The organism is Microbacterium rhizophilum, assembly GCF_039605615.1.
GTDB classification, from domain to species: domain Bacteria; phylum Actinomycetota; class Actinomycetes; order Actinomycetales; family Microbacteriaceae; genus Microbacterium; species Microbacterium rhizophilus.
In genome coordinates, this window is sequence record NZ_JBCNUN010000008.1 from 57,658 (window position 1) to 74,521 (window position 16,864).

Consider the following 16,864-nt stretch of genomic DNA (forward strand, 5'->3'; position numbering starts at 1 on the left):
AGGGCATGAGCTTGCCTACTCGCGTGCATGTCGTCGGTCTCGGCCGGATCGGTCTTCCGGTGGCGCGCCGTCTGATCGAGGCGAGTCACGCTGTCACGGCGCACGATGTCGTGTCGAGCCGACGACGGGCCGCCCAGCAGGCCGGCGCTTCGACAGCGAGGACGAGCTCGATGGCGGACGCAGATGTGGTGATCACCGCCCTGCCCGACGGGGCGACGCTCATCACCCACATCGAGGTGCTTGCGAGCGAGGGAGCGCTGCCGGGGCAGGGGACGCTCTGGATCGACCTGACCAGCTGCGATCCCGACAGCGGTGAAGCAGCAACCGAGACGCTCGTGGCACACGGCATCCAGGCGGTTGCCGCTCCCCTAGCCGGCGGTCCCTCCGCCGCGGGCGCCGGACAGCTGAGATTCCACGTAGGGGGCGCGGCCGACGCGATCGCGCGCGCAGCGCCGTACCTGGCACTGCTGGGCGGCGAGGACGCCGTGCTGTTCACGGACCCGCGCCCGCGAGCCGCGTACCTGGCCAAGCTGCTCGTCAACGGCGTCTGGTTCGCGCATGCCGCGGCCATCGGTGAGGCTCTGCTCATCGGCAGCCGGCACGGCATCGAGCGGTCCGTCCTCGGCGATCTCCTTCGCCACCACCCCGCGTTGCGCGGTGTACTCGAGGGCACGCTCCGCGACCTCGTCGACAGTGCCGACGGCGGCCCTTTCGAATTGGAGCGCATCGTCGATCAACTGCGCGCCCTCGTCGAGGCCGCCGACCGGTCCGCCCTCACCGCTCCCCTCACCGTGGCCACGGCCCGCCTTCACCAGGATGCGCTGCGGCAACTCGGTCCCGGACCGGGCGAGCTGCGCGCGATCCGACATCTCGAACTCCTCGCCGACCGGACCGCTCGGACCACCACACCTGCGGACGGCTGACACCGGACCGAGCCGCTTCGCGACTGGCGTCGCGCGCAGGTCAGGCGACGGCCGCGTCGGCGGCGCGCGCGAGATCGTCGAACAGGCGCGTGTTGAAGTCGTATGCGAGCAGCACTTCCGCGATCACGCGCTCGGTCTCCCCGTCATCCCAGGGCGCCGCGTCGAGCTCGTCGCGGTACACGTCCTTGAAGGCCGCCGGGTCGGCGATGTCCGCGAACACGTAGAAGCCGATGCCGTTCGTGTCGAAGCCGAACCGGCGCTGCATCACGCGGCCGATGTGCTGTCCGCCGGAGAGGTCGCCGAGGTAGCGCGTGTAGTGATGCGCGACGAAGCCCCCGACCCACGTGCTGCCCACCTGCTCGATGCGGGCGACGTACTCGGCTGTGGCCGGCAGGGGATGGATCCGCTCGCTCCAGTCGGGGCCGATCAGGAAGTCGAGATCGGCGATGAGCGCAGGCAGGCGCGTGAGCTTGTCGCTGATGAACCGCGCGGCGACGGGATCCCGCCTCATCCGGTCGGTGGCGGACTCGAGGGCCTCATAGACGAAGTAGTGCTGGGCGACGAGCGAGACGTAGTCGTCGCGCGAGCGCTCGCCCTTGAGCAGCGCGGACATGAATCCGGCTCCCTCGCTGGTCGAGTGGGCGTCGCGGGTGCGCTCGCGCAGGGCTGCGGACAGGGGGACGAGGGACATCGGGGACTCCGGGGACGGGGACAGCAGGGCGGGTGGACGAATCAATGAGCGCGGGGCGCGACCCCGAGGCGCACGCACGCCTCGTCGTACAGCGCGACGATCTCGCGGCGGACGGCGGCACGCTCGGCGATCGGGCCGTTCGGCCATGCGATGCGCACGTCATCGGCGGCGCCGTCGGGCAGCTGAGCGAGCCAGTCGCCGCCCTCGCCGTCGAACCCGGTCATCTCCGCCGATACGGCGTCGATGCCGGCGAACGCCCGCACGATCAGCGGGTTGTCGGCGGTGTGGTCGGTGTTCATGTGGCGCAGCACGGCCGCGACGACATCCGGATCGAATCGATGGCTCATGTAGGTAAGGCTAACCTCAGTGTTGCGCGAACGGCCAGAGTCGGTCTAGGTTCGACTCTGGGTAAGGCAAGCCTTACCTATCCCCCTCTGTGAAAGACCCCCGATGCCCCACCGCGCCCTGCACGCGGCGGGAGCGCTCGCCGTGCTGGCCATCGCTCTCGTCGCCACCGCCTGCACGCCCGCCGCCGGCCCCCACGCCGTCGCAGATGCCGCGACGCCGCGCCTCGCCGCTGTGACGCCCCTCGACGACCCGCGCGCCGCGACCGGCCCGAGCACTGCGGTGGCCGCGGCGGACGCGCTCGATCCGGTCCGCGACGGCACGCAGGGACTGCCGGTGTCCGTGATCGACACCCAGGGCACACAGGTCACGATCACCGACACGACCCGCATCCTCGCCCTCGACATCTACGGCTCGCTCTCGCGCATCGTGTTCGAGCTGGGCCTCGGAGACCAGGTCGTCGGACGAGACGTCTCGAGCGCATTCCCCGAGGTAGCCGATCGCCCGCTCGTCACCGAGAACGGCCACGACCTGAACGCCGAGGCGATCCTCTCGCTCGCGCCCACCGTGATCCTGACCGACACGAGCCTCGGCCCGTGGGACGTGATGCTGCAGATGCGCGACGCGGGCATCCCGGTCGTGGTGCTCGACGCGGCCCGCACGACGGAGAACGTGGACGAGCTCATCACCGGGGTCGCCGACGCGCTGGGCGTGCCCGACCGTGGCGCCGCGCTCGCCGAGCGCACGCAGCAGCGGATCGACGAGAAGGTCGCCGAGATCGCCGCGGTCGCGCCGGCGAGCGAGTCGGACCGGATCCGGATGGCCTTCCTGTACGTGCGCGGCGGCGCCGGCGTGTACTACATGTTCGGCGAGGGCACCGGCGCGCAGTCGCTGATCGAGGCCCTCGGCGGCCGGGACGTCGCGACCGAGATCGACTGGCAGGGCATGCGCCCCGTCACGGACGAGGGCCTCATCGCCGCAGCTCCCGAGCTGATCCTCGTGATGACGAAGGGCCTCGAGTCCGCCGGCGGCATCGACGGGCTGCTCGAGCAGCTGCCCGCGCTCGCGCAGACGCCGGCGGGCGAGAGCCGCCGCATCGTCGACATGGACGACACCCAGATCCTGAGCTTCGGCCCCGCCACCGCCGACGTGCTCGACGCCCTCGCCGTCGCCGTGTACGCCCCGGACGAGGCACGGTGAGCGCCTCGCCCGCCGCGGTCGCGGCGTCCGGCGCGGTCCGCGTCGACGACACTCCGCGCGCGGCGAGCCCCCGTCGCACGGCGCGCGTGGCGACCTTCGGCCTGCTGACCGCCGCGCTGCTGACGCTGCTCGTCGTGTCCGCGGGCAGCGGCCAGCTGCGGATCCCGCCGGCCGAGGTGATCGGGTCGATCGCGCTGCACTGGAACGAGGCGGTCCGCGGCGCGGGCCTGCCGTGGCTGTCTCTGCCCGGGGCGGTCGCCCCCGCACACCCGCAGGGCGACGCGACGCTGTGGAGCATCCGGTTCCCCCGCCTGCTGCTCGCGGCTCTCGTCGGCGCTGGCCTCGCGGTGGCCGGCACCGTGATGCAGGGCGTGTTCGGCAACCCGCTCGCCGAGCCCGCGGTCGTGGGCGTCTCGAGCGGCGCCGCGATCGGCGCGTGCCTCGTGATCGTGTTCGGCTTCTCGTTCCTCGGCGGCTGGACCGCCGTGGTCTTCGCCTTCGTCGCGGGAGTGCTCACGACGCTGTTCGTGTACCTCGGCGCCCGCTCGGGCGGACGCACCGAGGTCGTCACGATCGTGCTCACCGGCGTGGCGGTGAACGCCCTCGGCGGCGCCGTGATCGCGCTGCTGATCTTCCTCGGCGACACCCAGCAGCGCGAGCAGATCGTGTTCTGGCAGATGGGATCGCTCAATGGATCTCGCTGGCAGGATGTCGCGATCGCGGCGCCGCTGATCCTGCTCGGCTCCGTCGCGTGCGTGCTGCTGGCGCGTCCCCTCGACCTGCTGGCGCTCGGCGAGCGGCAGGCGAGGCACCTCGGCGTCGACGTCGAGCGACTCCGGATCGCCGCGATCATCCTGGTGGCGCTGCTGACGGCGGTGGGAGTGGCCACGTGCGGCATCATCGCGTTCGTCGGCCTGGTCGTGCCGCATGCCCTGCGCATGCTGCTCGGCCCGGGCCACCGCGTCCTGCTGCCGGCCAGCCTCCTCGGGGGCGCGACGCTGCTCACGGCGGCCGACCTCGCTGCGCGCACCGCGGTGCCGTACGCCGAGCTGCCGATCGGCATGATCACGGCGCTCGTCGGCGGGCCGTTCTTCTTCGCGCTGCTGCGCCGCGCGCGCCGCCGATCGGGAGGCTGGGCGTGAACGCGATCGAGGCGCGTGGGCTGCGCGTCGAGATCGACGGGCGCACCCTGCTGCATGACGTGGACATCGACCTCCGCCGCGGGGAGGTGCTGGTCCTCGTCGGACCCAACGGGGCGGGCAAGTCGACGCTGCTCAGCGCCCTGATCGGCGACATGGCCCCCGCGGCCGGGACCGTGACGCTGCACGGCGCGGCGATCGCGCGGCTCGGCGCGCGGGAGCTGTCGCGCTCGCGCGCCGTGCTGCTGCAGAGCAACGACGTGTCCTTCCCGTTCACTGTCGCCGAGGTCGCGGAGATGGGTCGGGCCCCGTGGCGCGGGCATCCCCTCGCGGACGACGACGAGGCCGTCATCCGCGCCTCGCTCGACGACGCCGAGGTCGCGCACCTGGCCGACCGGCGCACCACGACGCTGTCCGGCGGCGAGCGCGCCCGCGCGGCGCTGGCACGCACGCTCGCGCAGGCCACGGCCGTGCTCGTGCTGGACGAGCCGACCGCGGCGCTGGACATCCGCCACCAGGAGCGCGTGCTGCGCCGCGCCCGCGCGCACGCCGCGGCGGGCGGTGCCGTGCTGGTCGTGCTGCACGACCTGAACCTCGCCGCCGCCTATGCCGACCGGATCGCGGTGCTGCACGACGGCCGGCTGCGTGCCTGCGACGACCCCGCCGTCGCGCTCGACGCCGCGCTGCTCACGGAGGTCTACGGCCACCCGGTGCGCGTCGTGCGGCCGTTCGACGGCGAGCCGCCGCTCGTCGTGCCCGGTCGCCGCGGTCGCCGCGACCTGCCGCCCCTCGACGACCGCGTGCGCGCGGGGATCGCGTCCGTCTCCACCCCCACCGGGAGGTCCTGACATGTCCACCATGCCCGCACGCCGCCACGCATCCCGGCTGCGCGCCGCCGCCGCGGCGGCGCTCGTCGCCGTCGGCGCGACCCTGCTGGGACCGGTTCCCGCCGCACAGGCCGCAGGCGCGGTGTCCGTGACGGGTCCGCTCGGCTCCGGCAAGGCCGACGCGGAGTACTCCACCGCTGTGACCGTGTCGGGATCGGGGTTCCAGTCGATCGCGGGCGGCTTCGGCGGCATCTACGTGCTGTTCGGCTGGATCGACGGATCGGGATGGCGTCCCAGCCAGGGCGGCGCCGTGGGAGCCGACTACCTCTACGTGCCCGACAGCGAGGCGAAGGACAACGCCGGCTTCCAGCGCTTCGTGGCATTCCCGGGCAGCGAGACGGAGGCGTCCGCGCAGGCCGTGATGGGCGCGGACGGATCCTGGAGCGTCGACCTGGTGATCCCCGGTCCCTCGTTCACGTCGCTCGACCGGGACGGCGCGCCCACCACGGTCGACTGCCTCGAGGTGCAGTGCGGCGTGATCACGATCGGCGCGCACGGCGTCAAGAACCCCAGCAACGAGACCTTCACCCCGGTCGCGTTCGTCGTCCCGGATGGGGATGCGGCGACGGCGGACGCGACCGGCAGCCCGGCACCCACGGAGGGCGACGACGCCCCCGCGGACGCCGCGCCCGCGCACGACGCGGCCGCGCCCCCCGAGGCGCTGGGCGACCTGCGCCTCGGTGTGCCCGCCGCCCCTCTCACCGCGGGCGATGCGCTGCCGTTCACCGCGCGCGGCTTCGCCGCGGGAGAGCAGGTCGTGGCCACGCTGGACGGCGGCGTCACCGCCGTCGGGCCGCTGGCCGCGGGCGCATCCGGCGAGGTGGCGGGCGTGCTGCCGCTGCCGTCCGACCTCGCCGCGGGCACGCATCTGCTGGCCGTCGAGGGCGCCGCCACCGGCGGTCGAGTCGAGTCGGAGCTCACGGTGGCGGCGAACCCACTGGCCGCGGCGACCTCCGCCACGGCAGACGACGGCACCCCCGCCTGGCTGCTCGTCGCGATGCTGATCGCGATCGCGATCGCCGCGGTGCTCATCCTGAGCAACGTCGTCGTCGCGGTCATGCGCGCCGCGCGCCGGCGCCGCGCCCGTCGCGCGGCGGCGCTCGCATGAGGCGCGCGTGGGCGGCGGGCGTCGCGGTCGCGATCGCGATCGCCGTGGCGCCGCTCGCCCTCCCGACCGCCGCCCTCGGCGCGTCGTCCGACGACGATCCGTCCGGCATCACGGTCACGGTGCCCGAACCCGCCGATTCCCCCGCCGGGGGCATCGACGGCGAGGGCCGGATCGACGACGCCGAGTTCCGGTGGGGCGTCAACACCGAATCGGGCAGCGGTGCATTCGCCGGCGGCTGCAACTTCCTCTCCGCCGGGGTCGCGGGCGACGCCGGCGGAGCGCGCGAGTGGCGGCAGGCCGACGGCCTGTACGCGTCTCGGGCGGGGAACACGAGGATCGTCAAGGCGACGGCGAGCGGCGCGTGGGCCGAGGCCGCCTGGGACACGAAGTGCCTCGACCGCGGCGGACGCCCGGTCTCGGTCACCTCGCTCACGGCGCACACCGAGTCGCAGGTCGTGATCGACGGCGGCGAGGGCGAGGTGGGCCCGGACGGCGCCGACATCCGCTGGGACGGCGCCTTCACGGTCGCGCTCTACGGCGGCATGACCTACTGGAGCGCGTCGGATCCGCACCTCGTGATCGACGCCGCCGGCAACGGCCGCGTCACGGCGCACCTCAGCGGTTTCGCCACCTCCCGCGAAGACATGAGCAAGTGGGCGCCGCTCGACGGCGGCGAGGTCGTGATCGCGGAGATCCGCGGCGCCGAGATCACCGCGTCGGGCTTCGCGCAGGCGCCGGAGTACCTGGGCGTGACCGCCTCCGTGCCGGGGCAGGCGCGTCTCACGCTCGACAACGCCGATCACTGGGGCGCGTTCCCGGGCGCATTCCTGACGTTCCAGGAGCGGATCGGCCAGGCCGGGTACTGGATGACGACGGGAGGCCAGCGCGATCGCGCGAAGGTCCCCACCACGCTGTACGTCAGCTACGACGCGGCCCGTCCGGTGGCCGCGCCGCCGGACGCCCCGCCCCAGGCCGGCACGGGCGAGCTCATCCGCAATCCGATCACCCCGCGCACGCTCACGGCGCAGGGTCTCGCGCGCGGCGGCGCCCCGCTGCGCACCACGACCGCCGCGGCCCTCGACCGGTCGGGGCCCGTGGTCGCCACCGCGACCGTGAGCCGGGACGACGTCGCGCTGATCCCCTCCGCGTTCGGTGCGCTGCCGCCCTTCGCGACCCCGCTCGCCGCGACGGTGCTGGCCGCGCTGATCGCCACGCTCGCCGCCCTGCAGCTCGCGGGCGTCCGGATCCTGCCCTGGCCGCGTCGCGGTCCGTGACCGGCGCACGCCCCTAGACATCCCCACCCACCCCGTGCCCCGTCTGATAACGGGACACACGAGAAAGGAAATGCACATGTCCCCCATGACCCGGCCGCTCGGCCGCGTCTCGGCCGCCGCCCTCGGCGCCGCGATCCTCACCGCCGCGAGCCTCACACTCGCGGCCCCCGCGAACGCCGCGGAGAACGACGTCGTCGCCGACAGCGGATCACTCGACTGGGGCTACAAGGCCTCGTTCCGCAACTACGTATCCGCCGGCGGCGCGATCAGCGCAGCCGACGGCGCCGAGCGCTCCGGCGCGGCCGCCAACGCCGGGTTCCTGTTCCCGGTCGCGGGCGGCCACGTCGAGGACGCCGACACGCTCGTGATCGACACCCGCGGCAAGGCCGGCTTCTCCTACCCCGCGCACTTCTTCGACGTGCAGCTGTCCAACCTGTCGATCGTGGTAGACGGTGGCTCCGCGCAGATCGTCGCGGACACCTACCTGTGGGCCGGCATCGACTTCGGCGAGACCCCGCAGGGGACGCACGAGGCGACGGATGTCGTGCTCGCGGACGTCGCGAACGCGGAGGTCGTGCGCGAGGGCGACACCGTGACCGTCACGGGCACCGGCGTCACGGTCACGGCCGAGGGCGCCGCGGCCAACCCGCTGTATGCCGCAGGCACCGCGCTCGACGACTTCACCGTGACCGCGGACGTCGAGGGCGCCGACGAGCCGACGACCCCTGCCGAGCCCGCGGACGGCGACGACGTCGTCGTCACGGTGCCCGAGGCCCCGTCCGAGCCCAGCGGGAGCTTCTCGTGGGAGTGGAAGGGCGGCAGCCCGGCCGACCTCGGAACCGCTTCGCAGAGCGGCGACTCGTTCGTCGCGAGCGGCGCGCTGAACACCATCGTCGTCACCGACACCCGCACCGGCGGCGACGAGGACTACGGCTGGAGCCTGTCGGGCAGCGTCAGCGACTTCACCTCGGGCGCCGGGTCATTCGACGCCTCGCACCTGGGCTGGACGCCCTCGGTGACCGCGTCGAGTGCCGCGGTCACGCCCGGCGGCGCGAGCGCTGACCTGTCCGCGTCGCGCCTGCTCGCCGAGTCGACCGACGCGGCGAGCGCCGAGGTCGGCGCGACGCTCGACCTGCAGATCCCGGCGGACACGGCGGCCGGCGACTACCGCGCCACCGTGACGATCACCGCCATCAGCTGAACCCCTCCCGGGGGCGGGCGGATCACCGCCCGCCCCCGGATCCCTCCCAGATCAGAGACATGAACCGCATCCCCGCCACCGTCGCCACCGCCGCGCTCCTGCTCTCCCTCGTCCCGTCCGCCGCCCACGCGACGACGCCGGCCGCGACGCCCGGCGCGATCGCCTGGTCGGTCGAGCCCGGCGGCGACGACGGGCGAGCCAACTACGACTTCGCCCTGGATCCCGGTGCGCAGGTGCGCGACTCGATCGTCGTGCGCAACACCGGATCCGCTCCGCTCGAGCTCGACGTGTACGCCGCGGACGCGTTCACCACGCCCGAGGGCGTGATCGACGTGCGCCTCGCCGACGAGCCGCGCGACGGATCCGGCGGATGGATCGCCCTCGACACGTCGGCACTGACGCTCCAGCCGGGAGACAGCGCCGAGGTGCCGTTCACCCTCTCGGTTCCCGGCGACGCGACACCGGGCGACCATCCCGCCGGCATCGTCACGTCGCTGCTCACCGAGGCGCAGGGCGAGGTGCTCGGCGTGGACCGCCGCCTCGGCATCCGCCTGCAGGTGCGCGTCGCGGGCGACCTCGAGCCTCGTGTGGCGGTGGAGAAGGCGACGGCCAGCTACGCACCCTCATGGAACCCGTTCGAGGGAGGCACCGCCCAGATCTCGTACACGCTCCGCAACACGGGCAACACGCGCATCACCGCGACCGACGCCGTCGCGCTCACCGGCCCGCTCGGCCTGGGCGGCGCCGGCTCGCTGCCCGCGGCGACGCCCGAGATCCTGCCGGGATCGGCGATCGAGGTGCGCCGCGAGGTTGCGGATCTCGCGCCGCTCGGCTGGCTCGGCGGCGCGCTCACGGTCGCGCCGTCCGCCGTCGGCGTGGGCGCTCAGCCCCTCGACCCGGTGACCGTCGAGGTGCAGACGGCCGCGGTCTCGTGGACGCTCGCCGCCGTCATCCTGCTCGTGCTCGGCGCCGTGATGGCGGGAGCGGTCCTGATCGTCCGCCGTGGCCGCTCGGCGGCGCAATCGCGCAGCCAGCCGCAGGTTCCGCATCAGGGCTGAAGCGGCTGCGGCGTGCGACCGCGCGACTCTTCGCGCGGACACGCGCCACCACACGGGGGCGCCCCCTGGACGGTTCGCGGGATCGCAACTGGTCTCCGGCATCCAGGCGGACGCCACCGCGCCCGCCTCTCCCCACAGGTAAGGCACACCATGACCGAGAAGATCCCGGTCCGCCACCTCGGCCACGACCAGCTCGCCGTGGGCGCCATCGGCTACGGCGCGATGAGCTTCGGCGACTACTACGGCCATCTCCGGCGCCGTGGTCGGAAGCGCCGACCTATACGAGCGGCCCTCTGCCTGGCGGCGCGGCCCGCGCAGTGACAGCTTCCGACTGTTCCTCGCGCTGCCCGCGGACGCCGATCCGTTCTACCGCGCGCTGTGGGTCCATCCCGGCGACGAGCCGGTTGTCGTCCCCGTCGGTTTCGCCATCGTCGTCGTGCTGGATGGCGCGGGCGAGTTGCGCTGGGAGGCGTGATCCGCCCCCGCCACCGGCGGACAGACCTTCCTGGTGCGCCACGACGCGGGGGCGGTGACGGTGTCCGGAGAGCTCGAGGCGATCTGGCGCCTGCCGCCCGCCGCGTCGGACGCCGAGCACGAAGACGCCTGAGGAGCTGCGCTGGAGAGGGCTCTCGCCGGGAGCACTGAAGCCGACTACTCCGCTCGAAGCCCGTCGAGGATCAGCGCGAGCATCCGCGCCGCGCGGTCTTCCGGGCCCGGCGCGGCGCGCCACAGCGCGCCGCTGAGCTGGAGGAAGTCGCCCGGATCCGCGTCGCCGCGTACTGTTCCATCCGTCTTGCCAGCATCGAGTAGGCGAGAGATCGCGGTGATCACCGGCGCGTAGGTCTGCTCGACCACCGCCTGCTGCGCGACCGGGCTGATCGCGTCCCCCAGGCCATGCTTGCGGCGCATCGCGTCGACGGTTCGAGCATGTTCGTCGGGACGCTCGGAGAGGTTCGACGTCGCTCGGATCTCAAAATCTGCTCACACGCCGTAGACGTCCGAACGATGCCCGAGGGCGATCGCGACGATCACGAGCACGTCGTCGCGGATCTCAACGATCACCCGATAGTCGCCGATCCGGTATCTCCAGTACCCCGCGAGTCCCGCCGACAAGCCTTTGCCGCGCACCCGCGGGTCATCGAGTTCACACACCTCGTCGAGATATGCCTTGATGCGCCGGAGCACCTGGCGATCGAGCTTCCGAGCAGCATAATCGAACTCCGGCGAGGTCTCGAGCTGCCATCGGGTCACACGCCCAACTCATCCCACAGCTCGGTTGCCGGCCGCGACGGCTTGCCAGAGTTCTCCCAGTCACGGACGACCTCATCGGCCCAGTACCGCTCTTCGAGCTCGTCGAGATGCGCCCCGATCGCCTCGCGCACATAGAACGTCTTCGAGCGGCCCGTTCGCGCCGCAAGCGCATCGAGCCGTGCTTCCTCGTCCGGGGTCAGCCTCACGGAAAGGGGCATTGGATCACCTCCTGCGATACAAGTATCGTACCTTCATTCGGGGCGGTGCAGCCGCGCACGATCGGCGACGCCCGTCCCGCGTAATAGTCGGTGCAGACCGAGGCCTGCCGACAGCCGCTTCAATGAGAACGATGTCACTGAGGCCGAGCCCAGAGGCCTCGGCATCTGACTCGCCTTCGCGGGGGCGATCCCGCGCCGGGCTGCCGCCACCGCTGCGTACCGGTGGTGGTTCGGCGATCGGCGCTTCGCGGCCGGCGTGCCAGGCGCCCGTGAGCGGCCTTGCTCGTTTCTTGCTCACGAGTCCCACTCCGGACAAAGCGAAACCCCCGCGATCCCTGTGTTTCCAAGGGTTCTGCGGGGGTTTCGGGTGGCGGTGACGGTGGGATTTGAACCCTTGCCGGTAGCTTTCGCTCAGCCACGTTGGGGTGCGTTCGAGTTGACTTTCCGCGGTTCACCGACCTTCGAGGGGACGCTCGGAGGGGCCGAACGTCGCTCGGATCTTCTCAAGATTTGCTCACGCAGAAGTTACGCTTCCGCTGGCCACCGGGCTACGGATCGTTCCCCAACAGCGACTCCGATCTCACGGGTTCTCAGAGCATGATGGCATCCTTCCGGACCCACCCCCACGCGCATGTCAGGTCTGATGCCACCGATCCGTGCAGCAGAACCCCAACTCTCATCCTCTGTGAGTTGGGAGCCTCTACTGAACCCGCGCGCTTCAGACTTCGGTCGCGTCCCACGCGGTTCTCACGGAGTCGACGAAGGTCGACGAGTGGCCAGGTACGCTCTCGCACGACTAGGAGCCGGATGCCAGAATCTCATTAGCACGCCGCTTCACCCGATCGATATCGACTGCGGTACGTGGGTCGGTGCTGTCGGACTCAAACGTGATCTGGATGTTGTCCACCGTCGTCAGCCCGTTCTCACGGGCTGTGTCAGCCGTGGCCTGTGCATACTGCTCGTGCATGCTGTCCGAGATATCCGACCAGAGGCCCTTGAATGCGTCGTCGATGCTTCCCATGTTCGAGAGGCTACTCACGACCGACGACACCGTAGGTGCAGCCTGTCCGAGCCGAGCAGTATGTGATTGAAATGCGGCACGAAGCAGCACCGCGCGAGCACGACGCGCAATCGACCGGTCCTAGGCCAGTGCGGATCAGGCCTACAGCCTCAGGTGAGCATGCCAAGGCGGGTGCTGCGCGCGCCATAGTCGGGCAGCCCCTGACACCCGCTACCCCGAAGGCTTCGGAGTGCCGTGCGGTGACGGCCGACTCACCGAGAGATCCCCTCGTCGCCGCTCGATCAAGGACTGGCGTACCGGCCGGCACGGAGGACCTCGTCCGAAGTCGTGTCTGAGCAGTGCTCCTGGGATCGTCAGCCCTTGCCGTAGAGCTGGGTGAGTCGCCCGAACGCTTCCTCGTCCAAGGCGACCTGCAAGTAGAGCTGTTCTCTTCGAAGCTCGGCAAGCTTCAGGTCTTCGGAACGGTTCACGCGAGCGAGGATCGCCTGCTCGGCGAGCGTTGTCAGAGGCTCCCCAACGGCGCGCCGGAAGTTGAAACCGAGGAGCTGCAGGACTGTCGCTGTTTCTGCTGAGAGAAGGGGGCGAAGGTCATCGACAGACTTCTTGAACGCCTGACCCTTCAAGCCGCCCTGCGCCTCCGCAAGCTTCTCAAGAATAGGAAGCACGGTATCCGCGATGTACGTCACGTCGCCGGGAGTGAGGCGCTGTGCCACGAGCTCGCTCTGGTAGGACTGAGCAATTCGGGTGAGCTCGGCCTTGTCATCGATCAGCTCGCTGATGATCTGTTCAAGGCCCGCAATAGTTTCGTCGGTTCGCTTGCCTGCTCTGAGGGACTTCACCTTGTCGGTCACAAGCTGAGCCGAGTTGCGCGCGGCCGCGGCGGTCAGATTGAGGGCGAGCTGCTGCATCTCCGGCGATAGATCCATGGTGAGTACCGTAGTGCGCACGACCACACTCCTGAGCCTCTGGACGAAGCCGGCGTCCGATGTCCCCGCTAACCTGAGCCCATGCCAGACGCGCCCAAAGCCTTCATCAGCCACGCGAGTGAGGACAAGGCACGGTTTGTCACCGAGTTCGCTACGAAGCTGCGGACTGCTGGAGTCGACGCCTGGGTCGACGAATGGGAGATCCGCGCGGGCGATTCGCTGGTTGACAAGGTCTTCGCACACGGAATCGAGAACGCCGACATCTTCATCATCGTGCTGTCGAAGACGTCGATCACCAAGCCGTGGGTCCACGAAGAACTCGACGCGGGGGTAATTCGGCGAATTCAGCGAGGGACACGCATCGTCCCGGTCCTCATCGACGACGTGGAGGTTCCGGCCGCATTGCGCCACCTGCGCTACAGTTCGCTCGCTGCGCTTGGGCTCGATGGGGTCGTCGTGGATGTCACCGGAACGGTGTTCGGTTCAGAGATCGCGCCCCCACTCGGATCGGCTCCCGCATACTCCCGCCGCGCCCCTCGGATACTTCCTAACCGAGTCGACGACGCAGTCTTGCATGCCGCGGTTGATGTCATCCTCGAGGGCGGCGCCGGGTCCGTTGGCTCGAATCAGCTACTCGCGCACCTGGCGGACGTGGACCTGACGACGGCCCTCATCGAGGAAGCAATTTCCTCGCTCGCCGAGCAGAATCTTGTTGAAGTGTCGAGGAGTTTCGGCGGCACAACGATCACGCGCTTGAGACCGCGCGTATGGCTTGGTGTTCTCCGTTCTCGAGGAACCAACATCGACGCTCTTCACGACAAGCTCCTTGTTCACTTCGTCAATCATGGCTCGTCTGGTGGCTTTGAAGAGACTGATCGAGAGACGGTTCACGCTCTCGTTTTTGTTCTCGAGTCAGAGCGGCTGATTGGGCGGACGACGCGAACTCTCAACGGCACCGTTCACGCGCAGGCGACCGTCGCTGGGCAACGTCGAGCGCGCGAGCTGTAGGCCCGGGCGCGCATAGATTGGGGTTGGTCGCACAAGAAGGAAGCCCGACCGACGGGAAACGGGTCCAGCTTGCGGATGGCGCTACCCCAGGCTGGCGAAGTACGCGCGCAGCGACGCCGGTGCTTTCGAGAAGTTAACAATCTTCTCCTGCACGCCAGCCAGCGCGCGGCCGGATCCGAGGTGGAACGCGCGCATCCTGACGTTCTGGCGAGACGTGCTCTCAGCGCACACGCCTATGGCCGTCCGACTCCCGGATGCAGGGCTCTCCGCACAGTAGGCATGTCCGGGGTGAGCGACGCGACACCAGTCGCGACGCTGACCCATCGCAGTCACCAGGGCGTTGCCGAAGTCGTTTGGGCTCGCGTGACGCGCGTTTGGGTCCACGCTTACTCCGCGCCGGACCACGGTCGCGACCGCACGTGGAACATGTGGCGCAAGGCTTGAGACGTCCCTGAGCACCCCGCTCGATAGGAGCTCCTGCTGACGCGCCCGGGTCTCCCGATGGTCGACGGGGTATTCACCGGACAGGAGGTAGAACGCCGTAGCGGCGAGGGAGTACACGTCGGTGGCGACGGAGCAATCGCCATCATCTGGCGCTGCCTCGGGGGCAAGCGTGCACCAACTCCCATCCCTCGGTGCGTAACCATCGCCGTCGAGCAAGACACACTTTGCCACGTCGGATACTAGGACGCTGTCGCCCCGCCGAAGCACGTTCGCCGGCTTAATGTCGCGATGGATCATCCCAGCGGCGTGGATGATACCGATACCAGCGGCGATCTCGTGGGCGAACCGAACAGCGAGAGCCACCGGAAGGCCATGCGGCCGCGCATCCGCCTCAAGATCCCCGTCCGGAAGAAGGTCGGTGGTGATGAAGCGGACATCGCTGTTAAGGACGACATCGGCATTCAGAACCGGGACGATGAAGTCGCTGCGAAGCTGCTCGAGGCGCTTGGCTTCATCCCACGACTGAGGAGCACCACCGTCGGGACGGAGGATCTTCAGAGCGACCGTCCGGTCGAGGTGCCGATCGAATGCCTCATACACCTCGCCATCGGAGCCGAGCTTGCCTGCCAGGACGTAGCGGTCGTTCACCGTCGTCCCGGGCGGCAGCGCTGGATTGCTCACGCGAGCAACCATACTGTCGAATATGAGCGTTCTCGGCGTAGTCGTTGTCACCGGCAAGAGCCCTCGGGTGCAGGCAGTCGCGCTTGAAGGGAACATAAATGCTCCGACGGTCGCGGACGCGTTCGAGCTGCGCACCTCGTCCACCGATCCCGCCGAACAGGCGGTGGATCTTGCACGGCACATCGCACCGAAGGTCACTGGCGTCGGGTACCAGGGAGTTGCCATCAGAGTCGCCGGCGCCTCCCCCGTCGGGCGCCGCAACAAGGCAGCGTTCTCCCGAGCGCACTGCGAGGGTGCGCTGATCTATGTGATTCGAACCGCGACCGGCAACCCGGTCACCGTCGTGGATCCAGTCACCGCTCCGAAGTCCGTCGGGATGAAGAAGCCACAGCTCGAGGAACTCGTCGACGGACTGGTCTCAAAGGGCGTGAACAGAGAGGCTGTGCTGGCTGCTGTAGTGGCTCTCGCCGGCGTCTGACGAGGCACCGCAGACGAAAAGCGAGTCGACGCCCTCGATACTCCACCTCATGTCGGCGTTTGTCAGTGTGTTGATGACCACCGCGATAAGCCACTCGGGCTGGACCGTCTCGCGGACACGTCGCGCGGCATTCGCGACAAGCGTTCCGCTCGCGATATTCACATCAAGGACGACGGTGCGCGTGGAGCGCCCGCCCCGAATTGCCGGGTTGAGCATCATTGCCGCACCAAGAACTCGCTCCGCTGCCGGGCTTGCTGGCTCCACGGTGAACTCGTCCCACCCGGCCACACAGTTGAGGAAGGACCGTGCCGAGTCGGCGAGGTTGTGCGAGCTGTCATGAGCGCGGACGTTCCTGTCGCCCGCAAGCATCAGTTCGACGAGATCCATCGCACCTCCTTCCCGCGATCGTAGTCACGCCGGGCCCCACTGATCACCAAAAACGCGGAGGAACGGCGATTGCATCCATCGCGGCGTCGCCAATGTGTCGGCCGGAGCCGACTGTCGGGTGCGTATCGTGGTCGACTGCTAAGCAGCGTCATCCGAGCGTGCGGCCGCTACGGTCTCTTCGATCGGGTCGTACTTTCCGAAGCTTCGGCCGCGAAACAGCAGCGCGCTTCCTACTCCCTCGACAAGCTCGTCTACGGCACCGACGACCATGAAGTGGTCACCGACCGCGATCTCTGCGGTTACCACGCAGTCCAACGTGACGAGGGCACCATCGATATGCGGCGTGGAACGCTCGCCGATGGGATGCGTTCGCCTTGACTTTCCGCGGCTCGAGGATGCTCGCGGCAGGCCTAGCAAGGGCCCGATGTCACTCGACTCTTCTCAAGTTCTTGTCAAGCCGGCCTCCGCCGCGCTGTTGGAGAAGCCGTGGCCGCCTCGCCGCGGGATAGGAGCCCACGTTTCTCTCGGCTGTCCCAAGGGCTGGTCGTAGCCGTCCTCTGTGGGCTTGGCTCCCGTTTCTGCGTCTATCAGGCCATACGCTCCCGGCCGCGTCCATAAGTGCTC

The 16,864-nt window shown here is 69.9% G+C and carries 21 protein-coding genes; 11 read left to right on the forward strand and 10 right to left on the reverse strand.

From position 1 onward, the window contains the following. The first annotated feature begins 23 nt into the window (after positions 1 to 23). On the forward strand, positions 24 to 923 hold the full coding sequence (locus tag AAD528_RS13065) for an NAD(P)-binding domain-containing protein (RefSeq protein WP_345752525.1): 900 nt from the start codon (positions 24 to 26) through the stop codon (positions 921 to 923). A 40-nt stretch (positions 924 to 963) separates the two neighbouring features. On the opposite strand, the gene AAD528_RS13070 is transcribed toward AAD528_RS13065, so the two are convergent. Beyond that, positions 964 to 1,614, reverse strand: coding sequence for a biliverdin-producing heme oxygenase (locus AAD528_RS13070; RefSeq protein WP_345752526.1), 651 nt, complete (start codon positions 1,612 to 1,614; stop codon positions 964 to 966). Positions 1,615 to 1,655: 41 nt separating this feature from the next. Then, positions 1,656 to 1,961, reverse strand: coding sequence for a DUF2470 domain-containing protein (locus AAD528_RS13075; RefSeq protein WP_345752527.1), 306 nt, complete (start codon positions 1,959 to 1,961; stop codon positions 1,656 to 1,658). A 103-nt stretch (positions 1,962 to 2,064) separates the two neighbouring features. Here AAD528_RS13075 and AAD528_RS13080 point away from each other — a divergent pair, with 103 nt between their 5' ends. The 8 genes from AAD528_RS13080 to AAD528_RS13115 all read left to right on the forward strand — a co-directional run bounded on the left by AAD528_RS13080 (position 2,065) and on the right by AAD528_RS13115 (position 10,147). Further along, positions 2,065 to 3,159: a heme/hemin ABC transporter substrate-binding protein gene (locus tag AAD528_RS13080; RefSeq protein ID WP_345752528.1), complete on the forward strand. Its 1,095-nt coding sequence runs from the start codon at positions 2,065 to 2,067 to the stop codon at positions 3,157 to 3,159. A gap of 86 nt (positions 3,160 to 3,245) precedes the next feature. After that, positions 3,246 to 4,301 carry a FecCD family ABC transporter permease gene (locus AAD528_RS13085; RefSeq protein ID WP_345752641.1) on the forward strand — a complete coding sequence of 352 codons (1,056 nt, stop codon included), beginning with the start codon at positions 3,246 to 3,248 and terminating at the stop codon, positions 4,299 to 4,301. Further along, positions 4,298 to 5,146, forward strand: coding sequence for a heme ABC transporter ATP-binding protein (locus tag AAD528_RS13090; protein WP_345752529.1), 849 nt, complete (start codon positions 4,298 to 4,300; stop codon positions 5,144 to 5,146). Before AAD528_RS13085 ends, AAD528_RS13090 begins: the two co-directional genes overlap by 4 nt. 1 nt (position 5,147) lies before the next feature. Then, a complete protein-coding gene (locus AAD528_RS13095; RefSeq protein ID WP_345752530.1) occupies positions 5,148 to 6,293 on the forward strand; it encodes a hypothetical protein in 1,146 nt (381 codons plus the stop codon). Beyond that, positions 6,290 to 7,567 (forward strand): hypothetical protein, encoded by a 1,278-nt coding sequence (locus AAD528_RS13100; protein ID WP_345752531.1) that lies wholly within the window; start codon positions 6,290 to 6,292, stop codon positions 7,565 to 7,567. Before AAD528_RS13095 ends, AAD528_RS13100 begins: the two co-directional genes overlap by 4 nt. 76 nt (positions 7,568 to 7,643) lie before the next feature. After that, positions 7,644 to 8,768 carry an HtaA domain-containing protein gene (locus AAD528_RS13105; protein WP_345752532.1) on the forward strand — a complete coding sequence of 375 codons (1,125 nt, stop codon included), beginning with the start codon at positions 7,644 to 7,646 and terminating at the stop codon, positions 8,766 to 8,768. A gap of 59 nt (positions 8,769 to 8,827) precedes the next feature. Next, complete coding sequence (locus AAD528_RS13110) at positions 8,828 to 9,826, forward strand: WxL protein peptidoglycan domain-containing protein (protein ID WP_345752533.1); 999 nt, start codon at positions 8,828 to 8,830, stop codon at positions 9,824 to 9,826. A gap of 150 nt (positions 9,827 to 9,976) precedes the next feature. Continuing rightward, a complete protein-coding gene (locus AAD528_RS13115; RefSeq protein WP_345752534.1) occupies positions 9,977 to 10,147 on the forward strand; it encodes a hypothetical protein in 171 nt (56 codons plus the stop codon). A gap of 330 nt (positions 10,148 to 10,477) precedes the next feature. Here the strand turns inward: AAD528_RS13115 and AAD528_RS13120 are convergent, their stop codons facing one another. From AAD528_RS13120 to AAD528_RS13140, 5 genes are all read right to left on the reverse strand, one after another. Continuing rightward, positions 10,478 to 10,735, reverse strand: a complete 258-nt coding sequence (locus tag AAD528_RS13120; protein ID WP_345752535.1) for an SbtR family transcriptional regulator — start codon at positions 10,733 to 10,735, stop codon at positions 10,478 to 10,480. Positions 10,736 to 10,807: 72 nt separating this feature from the next. Then, on the reverse strand, positions 10,808 to 11,077 hold the full coding sequence (locus AAD528_RS13125; protein WP_345752536.1) for a type II toxin-antitoxin system RelE family toxin: 270 nt from the start codon (positions 11,075 to 11,077) through the stop codon (positions 10,808 to 10,810). Continuing rightward, entirely contained in the window at positions 11,074 to 11,295 is a 222-nt protein-coding gene (gene relB, locus AAD528_RS13130; protein WP_345752537.1) for a type II toxin-antitoxin system RelB family antitoxin, read from the reverse strand. The genes AAD528_RS13125 and relB overlap by 4 nt, the downstream gene beginning before the upstream one ends. Before the next feature lie 796 nt (positions 11,296 to 12,091). Next, positions 12,092 to 12,316 (reverse strand): hypothetical protein, encoded by a 225-nt coding sequence (locus AAD528_RS13135; RefSeq protein WP_345752538.1) that lies wholly within the window; start codon positions 12,314 to 12,316, stop codon positions 12,092 to 12,094. 353 nt (positions 12,317 to 12,669) lie between these two features. Beyond that, positions 12,670 to 13,269 (reverse strand): hypothetical protein, encoded by a 600-nt coding sequence (locus AAD528_RS13140; RefSeq protein WP_345752539.1) that lies wholly within the window; start codon positions 13,267 to 13,269, stop codon positions 12,670 to 12,672. 54 nt (positions 13,270 to 13,323) lie between these two features. Here AAD528_RS13140 and AAD528_RS13145 point away from each other — a divergent pair, with 54 nt between their 5' ends. Beyond that, a complete protein-coding gene (locus tag AAD528_RS13145; RefSeq protein ID WP_345752540.1) occupies positions 13,324 to 14,250 on the forward strand; it encodes a toll/interleukin-1 receptor domain-containing protein in 927 nt (308 codons plus the stop codon). Between the two features lie 81 nt (positions 14,251 to 14,331). On the opposite strand, the gene AAD528_RS13150 is transcribed toward AAD528_RS13145, so the two are convergent. Then, positions 14,332 to 15,375, reverse strand: coding sequence for a serine/threonine-protein kinase (locus AAD528_RS13150; protein ID WP_345752541.1), 1,044 nt, complete (start codon positions 15,373 to 15,375; stop codon positions 14,332 to 14,334). Between the two features lie 22 nt (positions 15,376 to 15,397). On the opposite strand from AAD528_RS13150, the gene AAD528_RS13155 reads away from it, so the two are divergent. Next, entirely contained in the window at positions 15,398 to 15,853 is a 456-nt protein-coding gene (locus AAD528_RS13155; RefSeq protein ID WP_345752542.1) for a hypothetical protein, read from the forward strand. Here AAD528_RS13155 and AAD528_RS13160 read toward each other — a convergent pair. Continuing rightward, entirely contained in the window at positions 15,794 to 16,240 is a 447-nt protein-coding gene (locus AAD528_RS13160; RefSeq protein ID WP_345752543.1) for a hypothetical protein, read from the reverse strand. The genes AAD528_RS13155 and AAD528_RS13160 overlap by 60 nt on opposite strands. A 138-nt stretch (positions 16,241 to 16,378) precedes the next feature. Further along, complete coding sequence (locus AAD528_RS15520) at positions 16,379 to 16,657, reverse strand: flavin reductase (RefSeq protein ID WP_375339622.1); 279 nt, start codon at positions 16,655 to 16,657, stop codon at positions 16,379 to 16,381. Between the last annotated feature and the right edge of the window lie 207 nt (positions 16,658 to 16,864).

Excerpts from the sequence above, each read along its gene's own strand:
- AAD528_RS13095 (WP_345752530.1), top strand. The coding sequence starts at position 5,148 with ATGTCCACCATGCCCGCACGCCGCCACGCATCCCGGCTGCGCGCCGCC.
- AAD528_RS13100 (WP_345752531.1), top strand. The coding sequence starts at position 6,290 with ATGAGGCGCGCGTGGGCGGCGGGCGTCGCGGTCGCGATCGCGATCGCC.
- AAD528_RS13070 (WP_345752526.1), bottom strand. The coding sequence starts at position 1,614 with ATGTCCCTCGTCCCCCTGTCCGCAGCCCTGCGCGAGCGCACCCGCGAC.
- AAD528_RS13135 (WP_345752538.1), bottom strand. The coding sequence starts at position 12,316 with ATGGGAAGCATCGACGACGCATTCAAGGGCCTCTGGTCGGATATCTCG.
- AAD528_RS13160 (WP_345752543.1), bottom strand. The coding sequence starts at position 16,240 with ATGGATCTCGTCGAACTGATGCTTGCGGGCGACAGGAACGTCCGCGCT.
- relB (WP_345752537.1), bottom strand. The coding sequence starts at position 11,295 with ATGCCCCTTTCCGTGAGGCTGACCCCGGACGAGGAAGCACGGCTCGAT.
- AAD528_RS13115 (WP_345752534.1), top strand. The coding sequence starts at position 9,977 with ATGACCGAGAAGATCCCGGTCCGCCACCTCGGCCACGACCAGCTCGCC.
- AAD528_RS13120 (WP_345752535.1), bottom strand. The coding sequence starts at position 10,735 with ATGCGCCGCAAGCATGGCCTGGGGGACGCGATCAGCCCGGTCGCGCAG.
- AAD528_RS13105 (WP_345752532.1), top strand. The coding sequence starts at position 7,644 with ATGTCCCCCATGACCCGGCCGCTCGGCCGCGTCTCGGCCGCCGCCCTC.
- AAD528_RS13155 (WP_345752542.1), top strand. The coding sequence starts at position 15,398 with ATGAGCGTTCTCGGCGTAGTCGTTGTCACCGGCAAGAGCCCTCGGGTG.
- AAD528_RS13145 (WP_345752540.1), top strand. The coding sequence starts at position 13,324 with ATGCCAGACGCGCCCAAAGCCTTCATCAGCCACGCGAGTGAGGACAAG.
- AAD528_RS13110 (WP_345752533.1), top strand. The coding sequence starts at position 8,828 with ATGAACCGCATCCCCGCCACCGTCGCCACCGCCGCGCTCCTGCTCTCC.
- AAD528_RS13075 (WP_345752527.1), bottom strand. The coding sequence starts at position 1,961 with ATGAGCCATCGATTCGATCCGGATGTCGTCGCGGCCGTGCTGCGCCAC.
- AAD528_RS13080 (WP_345752528.1), top strand. The coding sequence starts at position 2,065 with ATGCCCCACCGCGCCCTGCACGCGGCGGGAGCGCTCGCCGTGCTGGCC.